Source organism: Bradyrhizobium sp. NBAIM18 (genome assembly GCF_020193825.1).
Lineage (GTDB): Bacteria > Pseudomonadota > Alphaproteobacteria > Rhizobiales > Xanthobacteraceae > Bradyrhizobium > Bradyrhizobium yuanmingense.
In genome coordinates this window covers 146,194-162,362 of the sequence record NZ_JADYVO010000007.1, presented here as the reverse complement: position 1 = coordinate 162,362, position 16,169 = coordinate 146,194, and the positions used below count along the sequence as shown (strand labels likewise).

General features: G+C 64.9%; 15 protein-coding genes. 7 read left to right on the top strand and 8 right to left on the bottom strand.

Annotated features, from left to right (window positions below; translation table 11 throughout):
- Positions 1 to 176: 176 nt before the first annotated feature.
- Genes moaC through I6F17_RS17910 form a run of 4 tightly spaced genes read right to left on the bottom strand, consistent with a single transcriptional unit; the run spans position 177 to position 4,466 of the window.
- Positions 177 to 710 carry a cyclic pyranopterin monophosphate synthase MoaC gene (gene moaC / locus I6F17_RS17925; protein WP_225124121.1) on the bottom strand — a complete coding sequence of 178 codons (534 nt, stop codon included), beginning with the start codon at positions 708 to 710 and terminating at the stop codon, positions 177 to 179.
- Positions 710 to 1,531, bottom strand: a complete 822-nt coding sequence (trpC, locus tag I6F17_RS17920) for an indole-3-glycerol phosphate synthase TrpC (RefSeq protein ID WP_225124122.1) — start codon at positions 1,529 to 1,531, stop codon at positions 710 to 712. Before trpC ends, moaC begins: the two co-directional genes overlap by 1 nt.
- 8 nt (positions 1,532 to 1,539) lie before the next feature.
- Positions 1,540 to 2,553: an anthranilate phosphoribosyltransferase gene (gene trpD, locus I6F17_RS17915; protein ID WP_225124123.1), complete on the bottom strand. Its 1,014-nt coding sequence runs from the start codon at positions 2,551 to 2,553 to the stop codon at positions 1,540 to 1,542.
- A gap of 14 nt (positions 2,554 to 2,567) precedes the next feature.
- Positions 2,568 to 4,466: a SurA N-terminal domain-containing protein gene (locus tag I6F17_RS17910; RefSeq protein WP_225124124.1), complete on the bottom strand. Its 1,899-nt coding sequence runs from the start codon at positions 4,464 to 4,466 to the stop codon at positions 2,568 to 2,570.
- A gap of 223 nt (positions 4,467 to 4,689) precedes the next feature.
- Here I6F17_RS17910 and tpiA point away from each other — a divergent pair, with 223 nt between their 5' ends.
- The 3 genes from tpiA to I6F17_RS17895 all read left to right on the top strand — a co-directional run bounded on the left by tpiA (position 4,690) and on the right by I6F17_RS17895 (position 7,767).
- Positions 4,690 to 5,445: a triose-phosphate isomerase gene (gene tpiA, locus I6F17_RS17905; protein ID WP_225124125.1), complete on the top strand. Its 756-nt coding sequence runs from the start codon at positions 4,690 to 4,692 to the stop codon at positions 5,443 to 5,445.
- Between the two features lie 140 nt (positions 5,446 to 5,585).
- The gene (gene secG / locus I6F17_RS17900) at positions 5,586 to 5,969 is read left to right on the top strand and encodes a preprotein translocase subunit SecG (protein ID WP_036009912.1); all 384 of its coding nucleotides are present in this window, start codon (positions 5,586 to 5,588) and stop codon (positions 5,967 to 5,969) included.
- A 166-nt stretch (positions 5,970 to 6,135) separates the two neighbouring features.
- A complete protein-coding gene (locus tag I6F17_RS17895) occupies positions 6,136 to 7,767 on the top strand; it encodes a CTP synthase (protein WP_225124126.1) in 1,632 nt (543 codons plus the stop codon).
- A gap of 42 nt (positions 7,768 to 7,809) precedes the next feature.
- Here I6F17_RS17895 and I6F17_RS17890 read toward each other — a convergent pair whose 3' ends face one another.
- A complete protein-coding gene (locus I6F17_RS17890) occupies positions 7,810 to 9,468 on the bottom strand; it encodes a hypothetical protein (RefSeq protein WP_225124127.1) in 1,659 nt (552 codons plus the stop codon).
- A 215-nt stretch (positions 9,469 to 9,683) separates the two neighbouring features.
- Here I6F17_RS17890 and I6F17_RS17885 point away from each other — a divergent pair, with 215 nt between their 5' ends.
- From I6F17_RS17885 to I6F17_RS17875, 3 genes are all read left to right on the top strand, one after another.
- Entirely contained in the window at positions 9,684 to 10,010 is a 327-nt protein-coding gene (locus I6F17_RS17885; protein WP_225124128.1) for an NIPSNAP family protein, read from the top strand.
- A gap of 113 nt (positions 10,011 to 10,123) precedes the next feature.
- Positions 10,124 to 10,972: a 3-deoxy-8-phosphooctulonate synthase gene (gene kdsA / locus I6F17_RS17880; RefSeq protein ID WP_225124129.1), complete on the top strand. Its 849-nt coding sequence runs from the start codon at positions 10,124 to 10,126 to the stop codon at positions 10,970 to 10,972.
- Complete coding sequence (locus tag I6F17_RS17875) at positions 10,972 to 12,180, top strand: MFS transporter (RefSeq protein WP_225124130.1); 1,209 nt, start codon at positions 10,972 to 10,974, stop codon at positions 12,178 to 12,180. Before kdsA ends, I6F17_RS17875 begins: the two co-directional genes overlap by 1 nt.
- A 57-nt stretch (positions 12,181 to 12,237) precedes the next feature.
- Here I6F17_RS17875 and I6F17_RS17870 read toward each other — a convergent pair whose 3' ends face one another.
- The gene (locus I6F17_RS17870) at positions 12,238 to 13,308 is read right to left on the bottom strand and encodes a GTP-binding protein (protein ID WP_225124131.1); all 1,071 of its coding nucleotides are present in this window, start codon (positions 13,306 to 13,308) and stop codon (positions 12,238 to 12,240) included.
- A gap of 116 nt (positions 13,309 to 13,424) precedes the next feature.
- On the opposite strand from I6F17_RS17870, the gene I6F17_RS17865 reads away from it, so the two are divergent.
- Positions 13,425 to 14,513 carry a cyclase family protein gene (locus tag I6F17_RS17865; protein ID WP_036044326.1) on the top strand — a complete coding sequence of 363 codons (1,089 nt, stop codon included), beginning with the start codon at positions 13,425 to 13,427 and terminating at the stop codon, positions 14,511 to 14,513.
- Positions 14,514 to 14,570: 57 nt separating this feature from the next.
- Here I6F17_RS17865 and queF read toward each other — a convergent pair whose 3' ends face one another.
- Positions 14,571 to 15,035 (bottom strand): preQ(1) synthase, encoded by a 465-nt coding sequence (queF, locus tag I6F17_RS17860; RefSeq protein WP_036044327.1) that lies wholly within the window; start codon positions 15,033 to 15,035, stop codon positions 14,571 to 14,573.
- Positions 15,036 to 15,075: 40 nt separating this feature from the next.
- On the bottom strand, positions 15,076 to 16,053 hold the full coding sequence (locus tag I6F17_RS17855) for a lyase (protein ID WP_036044328.1): 978 nt from the start codon (positions 16,051 to 16,053) through the stop codon (positions 15,076 to 15,078).
- Positions 16,054 to 16,169 lie beyond the last annotated feature (116 nt).

The following is a 16,169-nucleotide window of genomic DNA, read 5'->3' as shown; positions in this document are numbered from 1 at the left end:
CTGGATTCGTTGCCGCGCACACGTCAGGATCAATTCAGGACCCTGAGAACATCCGTTGGTTTACGGTGACGGTGTGGAAGTAAAGTTAGGAAGCGCGGTTAACGAGACGTGAATGCTCGCGCGCAAAAGCAATCCATTCGCGCGGTGCGAAAGTGGGGCGCTAACTCAAGCCCGCTTCAGGCGCGGTAATGGCCGGATTTGCCGCCGAGCTTCTCGACCAGATGGATGCCTTCGATGCGCACGCCGCGCTCGACGGCCTTGATCATGTCGTAGATGGTGAGGCAGGCGACCGAGACCGCCGTGAGCGCCTCCATCTCGACGCCGGTCGGCCCCGTCACCTTCACGCTGGCCCGTACCACGCAGCCCGGCAGCTTGGCGTCAGGCTCGATGTCGACAATGACCTTCGACAGCGCGAGCGGGTGACAGAGCGGGATCAGCTCCGAGGTGCGCTTGGCGGCCATGATGCCAGCGATGCGCGCGGTGCCGAGCACGTCGCCTTTCTTGGCGTTGCCGGACACGATCAGATCGAGCGTCGCCTTGGTCATGACGACGAGTCCCTCGGCGACAGCGAGCCGCTCGGTCGCGGGCTTGTCCGAGACGTCGACCATCCGCGCCTCGCCGGAGGCGCCGATATGGGTGAGGGCGGGGCCGGCCTTGGCTTTGGCCGGCTTCGTCTTGGCTGACATGGTCTTCGCTGGCTTGCGCGCCATCAGCGCGTGCCTGTGGCGCGCGCGCTGGCCTCGCGCGCGAGCAGCGCGCGCGTCGCCGCCGTGACGTCGGCCTGCCGCATCAGGCTCTCGCCGACCAGGAACGTCGACATGCCGACGCGCTCGAGCCGGGCGAGGTCGGCGGGCGTGAAGATGCCGCTCTCGCCGACCATCAGCCGGTCCGAAGGGATCAGCGGCGCCAAGGCCTCGCTGGTCGCCAGCGTGGTTTCGAAGGTCCGAAGATTACGGTTGTTGACCCCGATCATCGGCGAGCGAAGTCTCAGCGCCCGGTCGAGCTCGGCGCGGTCATGGATCTCGATCAAGACGTCCATGCCGTAGGCGAGGGCGGCGTCTTCGAGGTCTCTTGCGGCGGCGTCATCGAGCGCCGCCATGATGATCAGGATGCAGTCGGCGCCGTGCGCGCGGGCCTCGACCACCTGGTAGGGATCGAACAAGAAATCCTTGCGCAGCACGGGGAGCGAGGTTGCTTCGCGCGCGGCCACCATGAAGTCGAGATGGCCCTGGAACGAGGGCGTGTCGGTCAGCACCGACAGGCAGGCGGCGCCGCCTGCTTCATAGGCCTTTGCGAGTGCCGGCGGGTCGAAATCGGCGCGAATGAGTCCCTTGGAGGGCGAGGCCTTCTTGATCTCGGCGATCAGCGCATAGCCGCCCTTGGCGTGCTTTGCCTTGATCGCGCGCAGGAAGCCGCGCGGCGCGGAGGCAGCCTTGGCCTGCGCCTCGACGATGGAGAACGGACGCGCACGCTTTGCCGCCGCGATCTCTTCGCGCTTGTAGGTCTCGATCTTGGTCAGGATGTCGGACATGCGGGAGTTCAGCTCTTGGAGATCGTGACCAGGTGCTTCAGCTTCGCGTTGGCTGCGCCGCTGTCGATCGAGCGGACGCCGATCGCGACGCCCTCCTTGAGGTCCTTGGCGCGGCCGGCCACGACCAGCGCGGCGGCGGCGTTGAGCAGCGCCACGTCGCGATAGGGGCTCGGCTTGCCGTCGAGCACGCTCTGCAACGCGACCGCATTGGCGTCGGCGTCACCGCCCTTGAGCGCACCGGCCTCGCAACGCGGGAGCCCGGCTTCCTCCGGCGTCACCTCGAAATTCCGGATCTCGCCGTTGTGGAGCGCGGAGACGAAGGTCGGGCCGGTGAGGGTGATCTCGTCGAGACCGTCGGAGCCGTGCACCACCCAGGCGGATTCAGAGCCGAGATTCTTCAGCACCTGCGCCAGCGGCTGCACCCATTGCCTGGAGAACACACCGACCATCTGCCGCTTCACGCCGGCCGGATTCGACAGGGGACCGAGCAGATTGAAGATCGTGCGCGTGGCGAGCTCGACCCGGGTCGGGCCGACGTTCTTCATGGCGGGATGGTGGGCGGGGGCAAACATGAAGCCGATGCCGCATTCGCGCACGCAGCGGCCGACCTGCTCCGGCTTGAGATCGATCTTCACCCCGAGCGAGGCCAGCACGTCGGCGGCGCCCGAGCGCGACGACAGCGCGCGGTTGCCGTGCTTGGCCACGGGCACGCCGGCGCCCGCGACGATGAAGGACGCGCAAGTCGAGACGTTGACCGAGCCGGAGCCGTCGCCGCCGGTGCCGACGATGTCGACCGCCTCCGGCGGCGCCTGCACGGTCAGCATCTTCGCGCGCATCGCCGCGACCGCGCCGGTGATCTCGTCCACGGTCTCGCCGCGCACCCGCAGCGCCATCAAGAGCCCGCCCATCTGCGAGGGCGTGGCCTCGCCGCTCATCATGGCATCGAAGGCGGAAGCGGCTTCGTCACGCGACAGGCTGGCGCCGGTCGCCACTTTTCCAATGATCGATTTCAGGTCGTCCATCGCGTGCTTTCAACTCACTGGTTCGCGCCGGTCACCTGCGCGAAGGCGGCCTGATTAATGGTAGTCCCGATGTCGGTTTCAAGCTTGTTGACGTAGGAAGCGACCTGCTCCTCGGTCTGGGCGCGGTCGAGGCTCTCCTTCAGCTTCTTGACCGCGTCGGAGGCAGAGTCGACCGCGGAATCGACGATGTCGGTGACGCGGAAGACGATCACCTCGCTGCCGCCGCTCACGGCCGTCTGTCCGACGCCGTCCTTGGCGGTGCGGAAGGCCGCCGCCACGACGGTGCCGGGCACGCCGGCGGGCGAGTCGTCGCGCTTGAAGCCGGTCGCGGTCTCGACCTTGGCGCCGACGGCGGTGGCCTCGTCGGCGAGCTTGCCGCCCGCATCGAGCTTTTGCACCATCTCGGTCGCCTTGGCCTTCAGCTTGGCGGCGATCTGGTCCTGGCGCCAGCGCGCCTCGACCTGATCGCGGACCTCGTCGAGATTGCGGTCGCGCGAGGGGGTAATGGCGAGCACGTCGTACCAGACATAACCGCCTTTGAACGAGATCGCGTCGTTGTCGACGCCGACATCGGTGGTGAAGGCCTGCGACACCACGTCGAGGCCCTGCGGGATGCTGGCGACCGGCTGGCCGTTCGGGGCGCGACCGGAGCGGTCGACGGCCTCGATGGTCACGGCGGTGAGGCCGAGCTTCTGCGCCGCGTCGATCACGCTGGAGCCGCCGCCACGCTCGTCTTCCATCTTGTCGCGGAGGTCGGCGACCTTGACGCGTGCACGCTCAGTCGCGATCTCGCGCTTGATGTCGCCGGCAAGCTTGGCGTAGTCGGCCTCGGCGCCCGGCTCGATCTTGTCGACCCTGACGATCGCGACGCCGAGCCCGCTCTGGATCGGCTGGCTGATCTCGCCGGCAGGCAGCGCGAACGCGGCATCGCCGACGGCGGGCGCGAGCGAAGACTTGGTCACCAGTCCCAGGTCGACGTCGGAGGCGCTCAGCCCGCGTTCCTTGCCGATGTCCTCGAACGACGTGCCGCCGACGAGGCGCTCGCGAGCGGCCTGCGCTTCGGCAACGTTCGGAAAGACGATCTGCTGGATCTGGCGCTTCTCAGGCGTGCCGAGCCGGTCCTTGCGCTGCTCGAACATCTTCCGGGCATCCTCGTCCGAGACCTCGGTCCATTTGCCGATCTCTTCCGGCGAGACCACGACGAAGGAGATCTTGCGATATTCGGGCGCGCGGAACTGGACCTTGTGATCCTCGAAATAGGCGGCGAGCGCCTCGGGCGAGGGCGGGTCGATCGGACCGGCCTGCGCGGCGTCGAGCCGGACGAATTCAATCGAGCGTTGTTCGTTCTGGTAGCGCGTCAGGACGTCGACCATGGCCTTCGGCGGCTCGAGGCCGGCGCCGACTGTGCCGGTGATCTGCCGGCGCAGCGATACCTTGCGTTGCTCGGCGACATAGCGCTGCTCGGTGTAGCCGAAATTGCGGATCAAGGCTTGGAAGCGATTGGGGTCGAAATTGCCGCCGATACCCTTGAAGTTGGGGTCGTTCATGATGAGCTGGCGGATCTGCTCGTCGGATTGGCCAAGGCCGAGCCGGCGCGCCTCTTCGTCGAGCGCGGCCTCGGCAATGGTCTGCTGCAGCACCTGGCGGTCAAGGCCGAACGCGCGCGCCTGGTCGGGCGTCAACGGACGGCCGAACTGGCGGCTGATCTGTTGCAGGCGGTCGGTGTAGATCTGGCGGAACTCGTTGAGCGAGATCTCGGTGCTGCCGATCTTGGCGACCGTGGACTGGCCGAAGCCCTTGAAGATGTCGGCAATGCCCCAAATGCCGAAACTGATGATCAACACGCCCATCACCACGGCCATAACGATCTTGCCGAGCCAGTTCGATGAGGCCTTGCGTATTCCTCGGAGCATTTGGTCCAACTTGTTTGGTCAGGAGGGGAACGGAGCGCGTCTTAATGCAGATTCCGCAAAAGCGCGTCACCAAATTGATAGATCATCATAAAGTGGCGGCTTTCCCCCCGCAACCTCGCCTCGGGCGACCACTTGAAGCTGCGGCGAAAGGGCCTCTGGTCTCTGGAACTGCGGGAGCACCTCTGCTAGCGCAAGAACAAACCTCATTCTGCTGGACATCGACATGACCGACGCCATCCGACCGCTGATCGCGGGCAATTGGAAAATGAACGGCCTGAAAGCCCAGGCTGCTGAATTCGACGCCATGCTCAACGGCGCGGCAGACGTGGCTGGCAAGGCCGACCTGCTGGTCTGCCCGCCGGCGACCCTGGTTGCGGCGTTCGCCGAGAAGGCACGCGGCAAGAAGGTCGCGGTCGGGGCCCAGGACTGCCACCCCAAGGCCTCCGGTGCCCACACCGGCGATATCGCCGCCGAAATGCTCGCCGATGCAGGCGCGACCGCCATCATCGTCGGCCATTCCGAGCGCCGCGCCGACCACGGGGAGGGCGACGCGCTGATCCGGCAGAAGGCCGAGGCGGCCTGGCGTGCCGGGGCCGTTGCGATCGTCTGCATCGGCGAAACGCAGGGCCAGCGCGACGCCGGCCAGACCCTGGACATCCTGCGCGGCCAGCTCGACGGCTCGCTGCCAGAGGGCTCGACGGCGGCCAATCTGGTCGTGGCCTATGAGCCGGTCTGGGCGATCGGCACCGGGCTGACCCCCACAGCCAAGGATGTCGAGCAGATTCATGGGTTTATCCGGGAACTCCTGACCATCAGGTTCAAGGCTGAGGGCGCGAAGATGCGAATCCTCTACGGCGGCTCGGTCAAGCCCTCGAACGCGGCCGAACTGATGGCGGTGACGAACGTCAATGGGGCTCTGGTCGGCGGTGCCAGCCTGAAGGCGGCCGATTTCCTTGCGATCGCTAAGGGCTGCCCCTAGCTAAGTCCAAACCGCGGGACCGGGCCCGATCGGGGGTGGCAATGCCACCTCCGATCGTGTAACACCGCGCAACTTCAGGAAAACCCGCGAAGCGCGATCGGCCGCCGTCAGGCGCCGCCCGCTTGTGACGGAAGGATATCATGCAGACCGTTGTCATCGTCATCCACCTCATGATCGTCGCCGTCATGATCGGTGCCGTCCTGCTCCAGAAGTCGGAAGGCGGCGGCCTCGGCATGGGCGGCGGCGCGGGCTTCATGTCGAGCCGCGGCACGGCGAACCTTCTGACGCGGACCACCGCGATCCTGGCCGTCGGCTTCTTCCTCACCAGCCTGTTCCTGTCCTGGTATGCCGGTTACGACCGCAAGCCGTCGTCGATCATCGGCCAGCCCTCGCAGACCCAGCCGGCCGGCGGGTCGCCGATCGCGCCGCCGACCTCGGGCGGCATCCTGGATTCACTGAAGAAGGCCGACGAGCAGCAGCAGGCACCGGCTCCGACCGGTCCTCAGGTGCCGCGCTCGCAATAAAGCAGGGGGGCCATGCAGGGCGGTGGCTACCGTCCTGCATCAACAATCCCCATCAAGGCACTGTCATCACTCTTCGTTTCGGCTCACCCACAGGCCCGCAAAATCTTTGGGGCGGAATACGAATCGCTTTGGCGAATCGTATTTAGGGGATTAGAGGTTAAGTCCCATGGCGCGGTACATATTCATCACCGGCGGCGTGGTTTCTTCGCTCGGCAAGGGTCTGGCTTCGGCGGCACTGGGTGCCCTGTTGCAGGCCCGAGGCTACAAGGTCCGCCTCCGCAAGCTCGACCCCTATCTCAACCTCGATCCCGGAACGATGTCGCCGTATCAGCACGGCGAAGTGTTCGTGACCGATGACGGCGCGGAGACCGATCTCGATCTCGGTCACTACGAGCGCTTCACCGGCCGGCCGGCGACCAAGGCCGACAACATCACGACCGGACGCATCTACCAGGACATCATCTCCAAGGAGCGCCGCGGCGATTATCTCGGCGCGACCATCCAGGTTATTCCGCACGTCACCAACGCCATCAAGGAATTCGTCCTCGACGGCAACGACGATTACGACTTCGTGCTGGTCGAGATCGGCGGCACCGTCGGCGACATCGAGGGCCTGCCGTTCTTCGAGGCGATCCGCCAGCTCAAGAACGAGCTGCCGCGCGATCACGCCGTCTACATCCATCTGACGCTGCTGCCCTATATTCCCAGCGCCGGCGAATTGAAGACGAAGCCGACGCAGCACTCCGTGAAGGAGCTGCGCTCGATCGGCATCCAGCCGGACATCCTGCTCTGCCGCACCGACCGCGAGATCCCGAAGGAGGAGCGGCGCAAGCTCGGGCTGTTCTGCAACGTGCGCGAAAGCGCCGTGATCGAGGCGCGCGACGTCGACAACATCTACGCGGTCCCCGAGGCCTACCACAATGCGGGCCTCGACGACGAAGTGCTCGCCGCCTTCGGCATCGGCTCGCGGATTCCCCCGGAGCTGCGCAGCTGGCAAGAGATCAACGAGCGCATCCGCAACCCCGAAGGCAACGTCACCATCGCCATCGTCGGCAAATACACCGGCATGAAGGATGCGTATAAGTCGCTGATCGAGGCGCTCTCGCATGGCGGCATCGCCAACAAGGTGAAGGTCAATCTCGACTGGATCGAGAGCGAGATCTTCGAGAAGGAGGATCCAGCGCCGTTCCTCGAGCACGTCAACGGCATCCTGGTGCCCGGCGGCTTCGGCCAGCGCGGGGCGGAGGGCAAGATCAAGGCGGCGCAGTTCGCGCGCGAGCGCGACGTGCCGTATTTCGGCATCTGCTTCGGCATGCAGATGGCGGTGATCGAGGCCGCGCGAAACCTCGTCGGCATCGAGGACGCCAACTCCACCGAGTTCGGCCCGACCAAGGAGCCGCTGGTCGGCCTGATGACGGAGTGGCTGCGCGGCAACGAGCTGGAGAAGCGCTCGCAGGCCGGCGACCTCGGCGGCACGATGCGGCTTGGCGCCTATCCGGCAACGCTCAACCGCGGCAGCCGCGTCTCGCAGGTCTATGGCGGCGCAACCGAAATCTCCGAGCGTCACCGCCATCGCTACGAGGTCAACACCGCCTACAAGGACCGCCTCGAGCAGCACGGCTTGAAGTTCTCAGGCCTCTCGCCCGACGGCGTGCTGCCTGAAATCGTCGAGTACGAGGATCACCCCTGGTTCATCGGCGTCCAGTTCCACCCCGAGCTGAAGTCGCGGCCCTTCGAGCCGCATCCGCTGTTCGCTTCGTTCATCGAGGCGGCGGCGAAGCAGAGCCGGCTGGTGTAGCCGGCTCGGTCTGCCCTGGCAAAGTCTTGCTCGCACGTCCGGCTACGCGGCCGCGATGTCCATCCTGCGGCAGAAGCAAGATGCCTTGATCGGCACCTCCGCCCGCGACTGGGCGAGGTCAAGTCGCTGCTTGATCAGCGGCCTCTCGGCCTTGTCGCCACGCCGCATGAGACATTCGTGCAAGCCGTGAAGCGACCACAGATTGTCGGGATGCTGGCAGGCGCGGCTCAGCTTTCCATCGAGGCCGAGATCGGAACGGTACACTGCCTCGGCTTCCTCGATCCGTCCCTGCTCCAGCAGCAGCGCGCCGAGTGCGTGACGCGGTGGCTGCATCCATCCCCACGGCTCGTCATAGGGCAGGGCGTCGCTGAGCACGACCGATCTGCGCAGCTCAGCGAACGCGAAGTCGTAATTGGCTTTGCGATATTCCAGTTCGCCATTCAACATGGCTTCGGCCACGCCGAGCAGGACGACGACCTTGTTGTTGTGTACGAGCCGGCTTTCCGGCACGCGCGTCTTCGCCTGAGCGAACAACGCTTTCTCGGTCTCGGCCTCAGCGACGTAGCCGAGCGCCGAATGAGCCACCGCCTTGGCGTAGTGGATCATCGCCGTCACAGAGCAGTATAGCTCGCGATCCTCCGGCAGCTGTTGAGCAATGATGTCGTGCCATTTGCCGAAACGCACGAGAACGTGCTGCTTCATCGTCAAATAGCCTTCCAGGAAGTCCGCCATGGGGGGCGATTGAATGCGCAGCACTGGCTCGGGCACGGTGGCAATGAGTTCCTCGGCCGCTGCGATAGCGGGGGCGTATTGACCCAGGAACATCGCGCCGTAGATGGCGAAGTGGAAGTTGTGGATGACATAGACCAGGTAGACACCCGGATCGTCCGAATAAGCGAGGAATCTGCGGTCGGTCGCCAGCGCCTTCTGATTGTAGAGCAGGACGTCGTTGTACTGCCCGCACAGCACGTCGAGATGCGTCGGCATGTGGATCAGATGGCCGCTATCGGGAGCGATCCCGCGCAGCCGGTCCCCAGCCCGCATCGCCCGTTGCGGGAAGGGCGACATCTCCATGAGGTGGACGTAGAGATGGAGCAGCCCCGGATGATTCCACGCAGCCGGCCATCGATCGAAGGCTTGTTCGAGCACGGCCCTGCATTCCTCGGTGCCAGCGCCCTTGGTGGGTTCTCCAGACGAGAGGTCCCACATCAACCACGGCGTCTCGTTCATGATCGATTCGGCAAAGATGGCGAGGACCTCGAGATCGTCGGGATAGGTGGCGAAGACCTTTCGCATCTCTCGCGTGAAGGCCTTGTCCCACGGCGCCATGTCCTCGATCGCTTCACGCTGCGGATAGCGCACCGACAAGGCGCGGATCAGCGCTTGCCCGACCGGGCTCGCCTTATCCGCCTGCGCGAGCGCGTCCTGCGTCGCATCGTATGATGCTGCCAGCGCCAATTGACGGCCTTGTGCGTCATAGCGGACCCAGGGCAGGTTGTAGTTGGGACCCGCGGCGTAGCCGATGCCCCAATGCGCCATGGCGCAGCTGCTATCGAACTCGAGCGCCTTGCGAAAACATTTGATCGCCTCGCCGTGGTTGAATCCGAACACCCAGTTGAGCCCTCGGTCGAACCAGAGCTGCGCATCGGGCGAAGTCGTGCTGATTTTGCGGCTGTAGGGTCCGAGATCAAAATAGGTCATTGCCTTCGCCCCCTTTGATCGCTTCGGTCGTTTTGCCGATTGCTCTCGGGCAGTCGGCGGCTGATACGTCCGGACCGAGCCTGCACATTATCAAGAGCGCCGGCCCCGCGCTATCGAGCTATGCGCGGAGCGCCATGAGGGGGCCCCGGGTGAGGCTCAAGACAGCGTTGTGGCCAGCGGGTATAACCGCCGCTCCTGTCAGGGAGGGAGCAAGAATGATCTACGAAATGCGCGTCTATCGTTGCGTGCCCGGCCGCCTACCGGCATTGCTCAAGCGGTTCGAGGCCGCCACGCTGAAGATCTGGGAGAAGCATGGCATCAAGCAGGCCGGGTTCTTCACCACCCTGATCGGCGAATCTAACCAGGAGCTGACCTATTTCCTCGCCTGGGACTCGCTTGCCGAGCGCGAGAAGAAGTGGGGCGCGTTCATGACCGATCCGGACTGGATGAAGGCGCGCGCCGAGAGCGAAGCCGACGGCCAGATCGTCGCCAACATCGTCAGCCAGATCCTGGCGCCGACCGCCTTCTCGGCGGTGAAGTAGCAGACACCGGGCAGGGAACCCTGGCGCAACCCTGATATTCGGACCGTCCGGGCGGAAGAGGGTTGATCCGACCCTCGTGGCGGCTATGGTCGCGCCGAAACGAGGGATTTGCCTTGAGCTCTTCGAATTCTGCGGCGCCGGTCGTCACCATCGGCAGGGTCAAATTCGGCAATGATTTGCCGATCTCGGTCATTGCCGGGCCCTGCCAGCTCGAGAGCCGCCAGCATGCGCTGGAGGTCGCCTCCGCGCTGAAGGAGATCGCGGAGCGGCTGAACATCGGCCTCGTCTACAAGACCTCGTTCGACAAGGCCAATCGCACCAGCGCGGCGGCGGCGCGCGGGCTGGGCCTTGCGCAGTCGCTGCCGATCTTCGCCGAGATCCGATCCTCGCTCGGCCTGCCCGTCCTGACCGACGTGCACGAAGCCACGCAATGCGCCGAGGTGGCGCAGGCCGTGGACATCCTGCAGATTCCAGCCTTTCTGTGCCGGCAGACCGATCTGCTGCTGGCGGCGGCCGCGACCGGCAAGGTCGTCAACGTTAAGAAGGGCCAGTTCCTGGCACCCTGGGACATGGCCAACGTCGTGACCAAGATCACGAGCGCTGGCAATCCCAACGTGCTCGTCACCGAGCGCGGTGCGTCCTTCGGCTACAACACGCTCGTCTCCGACATGCGCGCGCTGCCGATCCTGGCGCGCACCACCGGCGCGCCCGTGATCTTCGACGCCACCCATTCGGTGCAGCAGCCGGGCGGGAAGGGGACGTACTCGGGCGGCGAGCGCGAATTCGTCCCGGTGCTGGCGCGTGCAGCTGTCGCGGTCGGCGTTGCCGGCGTCTTCATCGAGACCCATCCCGATCCCGATCGCGCGCCTTCCGACGGTCCTAACATGGTGCCGCTGCGCGAGTTCGAGGGGCTCATCGCCCGGCTGATGGCGTTCGACGCGCTGGCAAAGAATCCGCGCTGATGCAGCAGAGCGAGGCGCGGCCGCAAGATCACGGCTTGCCGACGGCGCTCTACGTCATCTCAGGCGCAAGCTTTGCCGCTGCCTTGTCGGCCCGCGCGCTCGATCCGGTGCTGCCGCACGTCGCCGAGGATTTTGGCGTCAGCATCGCAACCGCCGCGGGCTTTGCCGCGGTGTTCGCCTTCACCTTCTCGATCATCCAGCCGATCATCGGGGCCGCCGCCGACCTGTTCGGCAAGACCCGGCTGATGATCGGCTGCCTCGCGCTGCTCGGCTTCGCGAACATCCTGGGCGCATTCTCGACGTCGTTCTCGGTTCTGTTCGCAACTCGCATCCTCGCGGGCATCGGCTCCGGCGGCGTATTTCCGGTGGCGCTCAGCCTGACCAGCGATCTCGTCGGTCCCGAGAAACGCCAGGTTGCGATCAGCCGCACGCTCGCCGGCGCCATGACGGGCAATCTGCTCGGCGCCTCGGCCTCAGGCCTGATCGGTGATTTCCTCGGCTGGCGCGGCGTGCTGGCGGTGCTCGGTGTCCTCGTGATCATCGCATCGATCGCGGTCGCGGCCGGCTTTCGTGGCGCCAAGGTCAAGCATCTGCCGAAGACGAGCCTGTCGGCGTTGAAGGCCGGCTATCGCACTATCTTCACCAACCCGAATGCCTATGTCTGCTATTCGGCGGTGTTCATCGAAGGCTGCTGCGTGCTCGGGCTGTTTCCCTACATCGCTTCGTTCCTGTTCGAGCTCGGCCAGACCTCATTGTCGATCGCCGGCATCGTCATCGCCGGCTTTGCGGTCGGCGGCCTGTTCTACACGCTAACGGTGTCGCGCCTGCTGCCTTGGCTCGGCGTGAAGGGCATGATGATCACAGGGATGACGCTGGTGGCGTCACAGCTCATCGCCGTGGCCTTTGGCCCGCGCTGGGAAGTGCAGGCGCTGAATCTCGTCGTGATGGGCTGGGGCTTCTACATCGCCCATGGCTGCCTCCAGGTCTTCGCCAGCGAGCTCTCGGTCGAGGCGCGCGCCACGGCAATGTCGCTGCATTCGTTCTTCTTCTTCATGGGGCAGACGGTGGGGCCGCTCGCCTACGGCTTCGGGCTCCAGCATGCCGGCAAGATGGTGACCTTGTCTGCGAGCGCCGCGATAATGGTGCTGCTCGGCCTCGTCTGCGCGCGGCTGCTCAAGCAGCGGGCGCCGTCAGATGCCCGCGTCTGAAGGCGCGTCCGGAAGAAGCGCACTTTCAAAAAGCTTCGCGAGCAGTCTTTGTGGCGCTCAGGCGCTCGCGTGGGCCTCCTGCCAGAGGTCAAGCACCTCGTGACGCGTGATGCCACGGGTGATGAACACGATGCGCGAACGGCGGTCGGCATCGGGCCATTTTGCAAGCGCCACCGGCGGATGGAAGACGTGGTGGACGCCATGGACCGCGACCGGCGTCTCTTCATCTCGAAGGTTCAAGATGCCCTTGACCCGCAGGAGGTCCTCTCCCCGGGTGGCGCGCAGATGCGCGAGCCAGCGCGATACGGCCATCCAGTCAAGGGGATCGTCGAATGCGATCATGAAGCTGAGGATCGATGCATCGTGGCTATGATGCTCGTGATGGGCATGACCGTCATCGTGATGGTGGCCGCTCTCATGTGCAGCCTTGGCGACGTCGGCGAACGCCTGCTCGTTGAGCCAGCGCTCGATATCGGCCGTCTTCTTTTCGGGGTCAATGAGGGCGGCGCCGAACAGTTGAGCCGGATCGACCTCGCCATGCGCCACGTTCTCGATCCTGGCGCCGGGATTGAGCCGACGAAGCCGCAAATCCAGTGCGTCAGTATCATTGACCAAATCGCGCTTGGTGATCAGCAGCCGGTCAGCGAGCGCGACCTGCTTCACCGCCTCGTATTGGCGGTCGAGCTGCCGCGCTGCATTGACCGCGTCGACGGTGGTCACCACGGTGTCGAGCCGCAGGAAATGCGAGACCAAAGGGTTGTTCAGCAGCAGCTGAGCGATGGGAGCGGGGTCAGCCAACCCCGTCGTCTCGACCAAAATCCTGCGGAACGGCGGGACCTCGCCACGATCGCGGCGCACCAGCAGCGCGCGCAGGGTCTCTTCCAGATCGCTGCGAATAGTGCAGCAAATACAACCACTCGCAAGCACGGCGACTTCGCCATCCACGCGTTCCACGAGGAGGTGGTCGAGGCTGACCTCGCCATATTCGTTGATGACGACGGCGCTGTCCTTCATCGCGTCGTGGCGCAGCAGGCGGTTGAGCAATGTGGTCTTGCCGCTGCCAAGAAAGCCGGTGATCAGTGACACCGGAGTCCGCTCGGCGGATTTGTCGCTCTCGAACAGGCTCATCGGCGTCCTCAACCCTGGTCTTATTTTTGTCGCTGGACAACAGCCTAATGGAGGAAGAGCATTCCGAAAACAGGATCTTAAGCCCGATCTCAGCGGGCACACCCCGGGAGGAAGCGATGGACGATACCAAAGGCGATGAAGAGAAGGGCGGTGCGGCGACCGATCGGCGGACCTTGCTCCGCACGGCAGGCCTTGCTGGTGCGGCTGGGGCGGCATTCGCAGGTGCGATGCACGGCAAGTTCTCACTTGCACCGATCACCGCGGCCCAGGCCCAAACCCCGGCGATGCCAAAGGGCGTGGACAAGCCTTGGTGGCCCTCGAAATGGGGCAAGGACGACGAGGCTGGCGCGTCGAACCACATGACGCCACAGAAGGTTCTCGATGCGGTGAAGTGGATCAAGGATGGCAAGATCTACAAGATCGGGCGCGTTTACGAGCAAGGCATGCCGTTGTTCGGCGCCCGCGCATTCTCGTTGCGCATTCCCGGCGGGCCGACTGGCGGCCCGTTCGGCGACAACAAGCTCGTCTATCACGACGAGTTTCTCGCCACCGAAATCGGCCAGACCGGCACCCAATTCGACGGACTCGGCCATATCGGTATCCAATTGGGCAAGGACGGCGACAAGAGCGAGATGCGCTTCTACAACGGCTTCACCGCCGCTGAGATCAGCGACGCCTACGGCCTGAAGAAGCTTGGCGCCGAGAAGCTCAAGCCGCTGTTCACACGCGCCCACCTGATCGACATGGTCGCGCTAAAGGGCGGCATGATGGATGCGGGCCAGGAGATCACCTCGGCCGATATCAAGGCGGCGCTCGCGAAGCAAAACATCGCCGAGAGCGACGTCAAGCCAGGCGATGCGATCATGTTCCACACCGGCTGGGGCTCCCTGTGGATGAAGAACAATGATCGCTACAATAGCGGCGAGCCTGGGATCGGCCTCGATGCCGCGAAGTGGATCATCGAGAAGGATCTAGCGTTGACAGCGGCCGACACCTGGGCGGTCGAAGTGGTACCCAATCCCGACAAGTCGCTCGCCTTCGCGGTTCACGGCGAATTGCAGACCAAGCACGGCATCCTCAACCACGAGAACCTGATCTTTGACGAGTTGATTGCCGAGAGGAAGTACCAGTTCGTCTACTGCTTCACGCCATCGCCGATCAAAGGCGCGACCGGCAGCAATGGCTGTCCGATCGCGATCACCTGACGCGGATAAAAAAGCGGGTGGGCGGGACTTCCGCCCACCACGCGAAGGGCTGCCCAATCACCCCCGTCCGCGATAGGGCGCCACGCCTTGCTCCGGCACCCACAGGCCCTTCGGCACGCGGCCGGTCTGCCAGAACACGTCGATCGGGATGCCGCCGCGCGGATACCAATAGCCGCCGATGCGCAGCCATTTCGGCTTGATCTCGCTGGCGATGCGCTTGCCGATCATGACGGTGCAGTCCTCGTGGAAGGCGCCGTGATTGCGGAAGCTGGCGATGTAGAGCTTGAGCGATTTCGATTCCAGCAGCCAAGCGCCTGGCGCGTAGTCGATCATCAGATGCGCGAAATCCGGCTGGCCCGTAACCGGGCAGAGCGAGGTGAATTCCGGCACGGTGAAGCGCACCAGATAATCCGTGCCCTTCTGCGGATTGGGCACGCGGTCGAGTTGGGCCTCTTCCGGCGTGTGCGGCCATTCGACCGCGCGGCCGAGCTGGAGGGACTTTTTCGCCATCGTCGTCAACATCCTGTTTCGGATGCCGGGATGGACGCAAACGGGCTCGTCGTCAACCGGCGGCGATTGTCTGGATCATGACGATGCGGTCGTTGCCGGACTCGCAGCCCCAAAGCTCGCCCGGGCGCCCGTCGAGCTGGCGGACATTGGCGTTGGCCTTGTCGCTGGCGAAGACGTTGAACTTCTCGGTGGCGGGATCGAAGCGCACGATGGCGTTGGCGGAGAAATCGGTCAGCCAGACCTTGTCCTTGTCGTCGACATAAACGGCATAGGCGCGGGGACGTTCGCCCGGCAGCTTCCAGGTCTTCCACGAGCCGTCGGCGGGATCATGCACCGAGACGTGGCCGCTGTTCCACTCGCTGACCCAGATCCGGCCCCTCGAATCCGACCAGACGCGCCGTGAACCCTGGTTCGGGGTCGGCGGCTCGACCACGGTCGCATTGCCGCCCGCGCGGTCGATCTTCGCGATATGGCTGCCGCCGAGGGAGGCGTACCAGACATCGCCCTTGGGTGTCACCGTGATGCCGTAGGGGCCGACCCCCTTCGGCGCCTTGAACACATTGATCTCGCCGGTCTTCGGAGACAGCCGGCCGTAATAGCCGGACTGGCCGGTGAACCAGTAGGTGCCATCCCTGTCAAACACGCCGGTGTTGAGATTGGCGGAGGCGAACTTTTCCGGCAGGCGGAACAGCGTCACCTTGAGATCGGCAGGGTCGACCCGCGCAATCGCGTTCTGGCCGCCTTCGGTGATCCAGGGCGCACCGTCGGGCCCGACGGTCACGCCGTGTGGGGCTGCGCCCTGGCCGAGGCTGACCGTCTTGAAACGGCCATCGCGTGGATCGAGACTGCCGAGCAGGCCCTTGCCCTGCGCCGTGAACCAGATCGTGCCGTCAGGGGCGGGCGTGAGATCGTGCAGGCCGATACCCGGGCTGATCGGGTAGTATTTCGTCCGGAACGGGCCTTCCTGCGCAAATCCTGGGCGGGCGGCGAGCAGCGCGGCGCTCGCAGCAAGAAATTGGCGGCGATTCATGGCGTTACCCCGACTGTTTGAGATTGAGGTTGGGCACGCGGACCAGATGCGGTCGAGCATATTCTGAGGCGCCTTTCGCGTCAGTCGGAGCCGTGCGTCCAAGCGTTCACATTTGC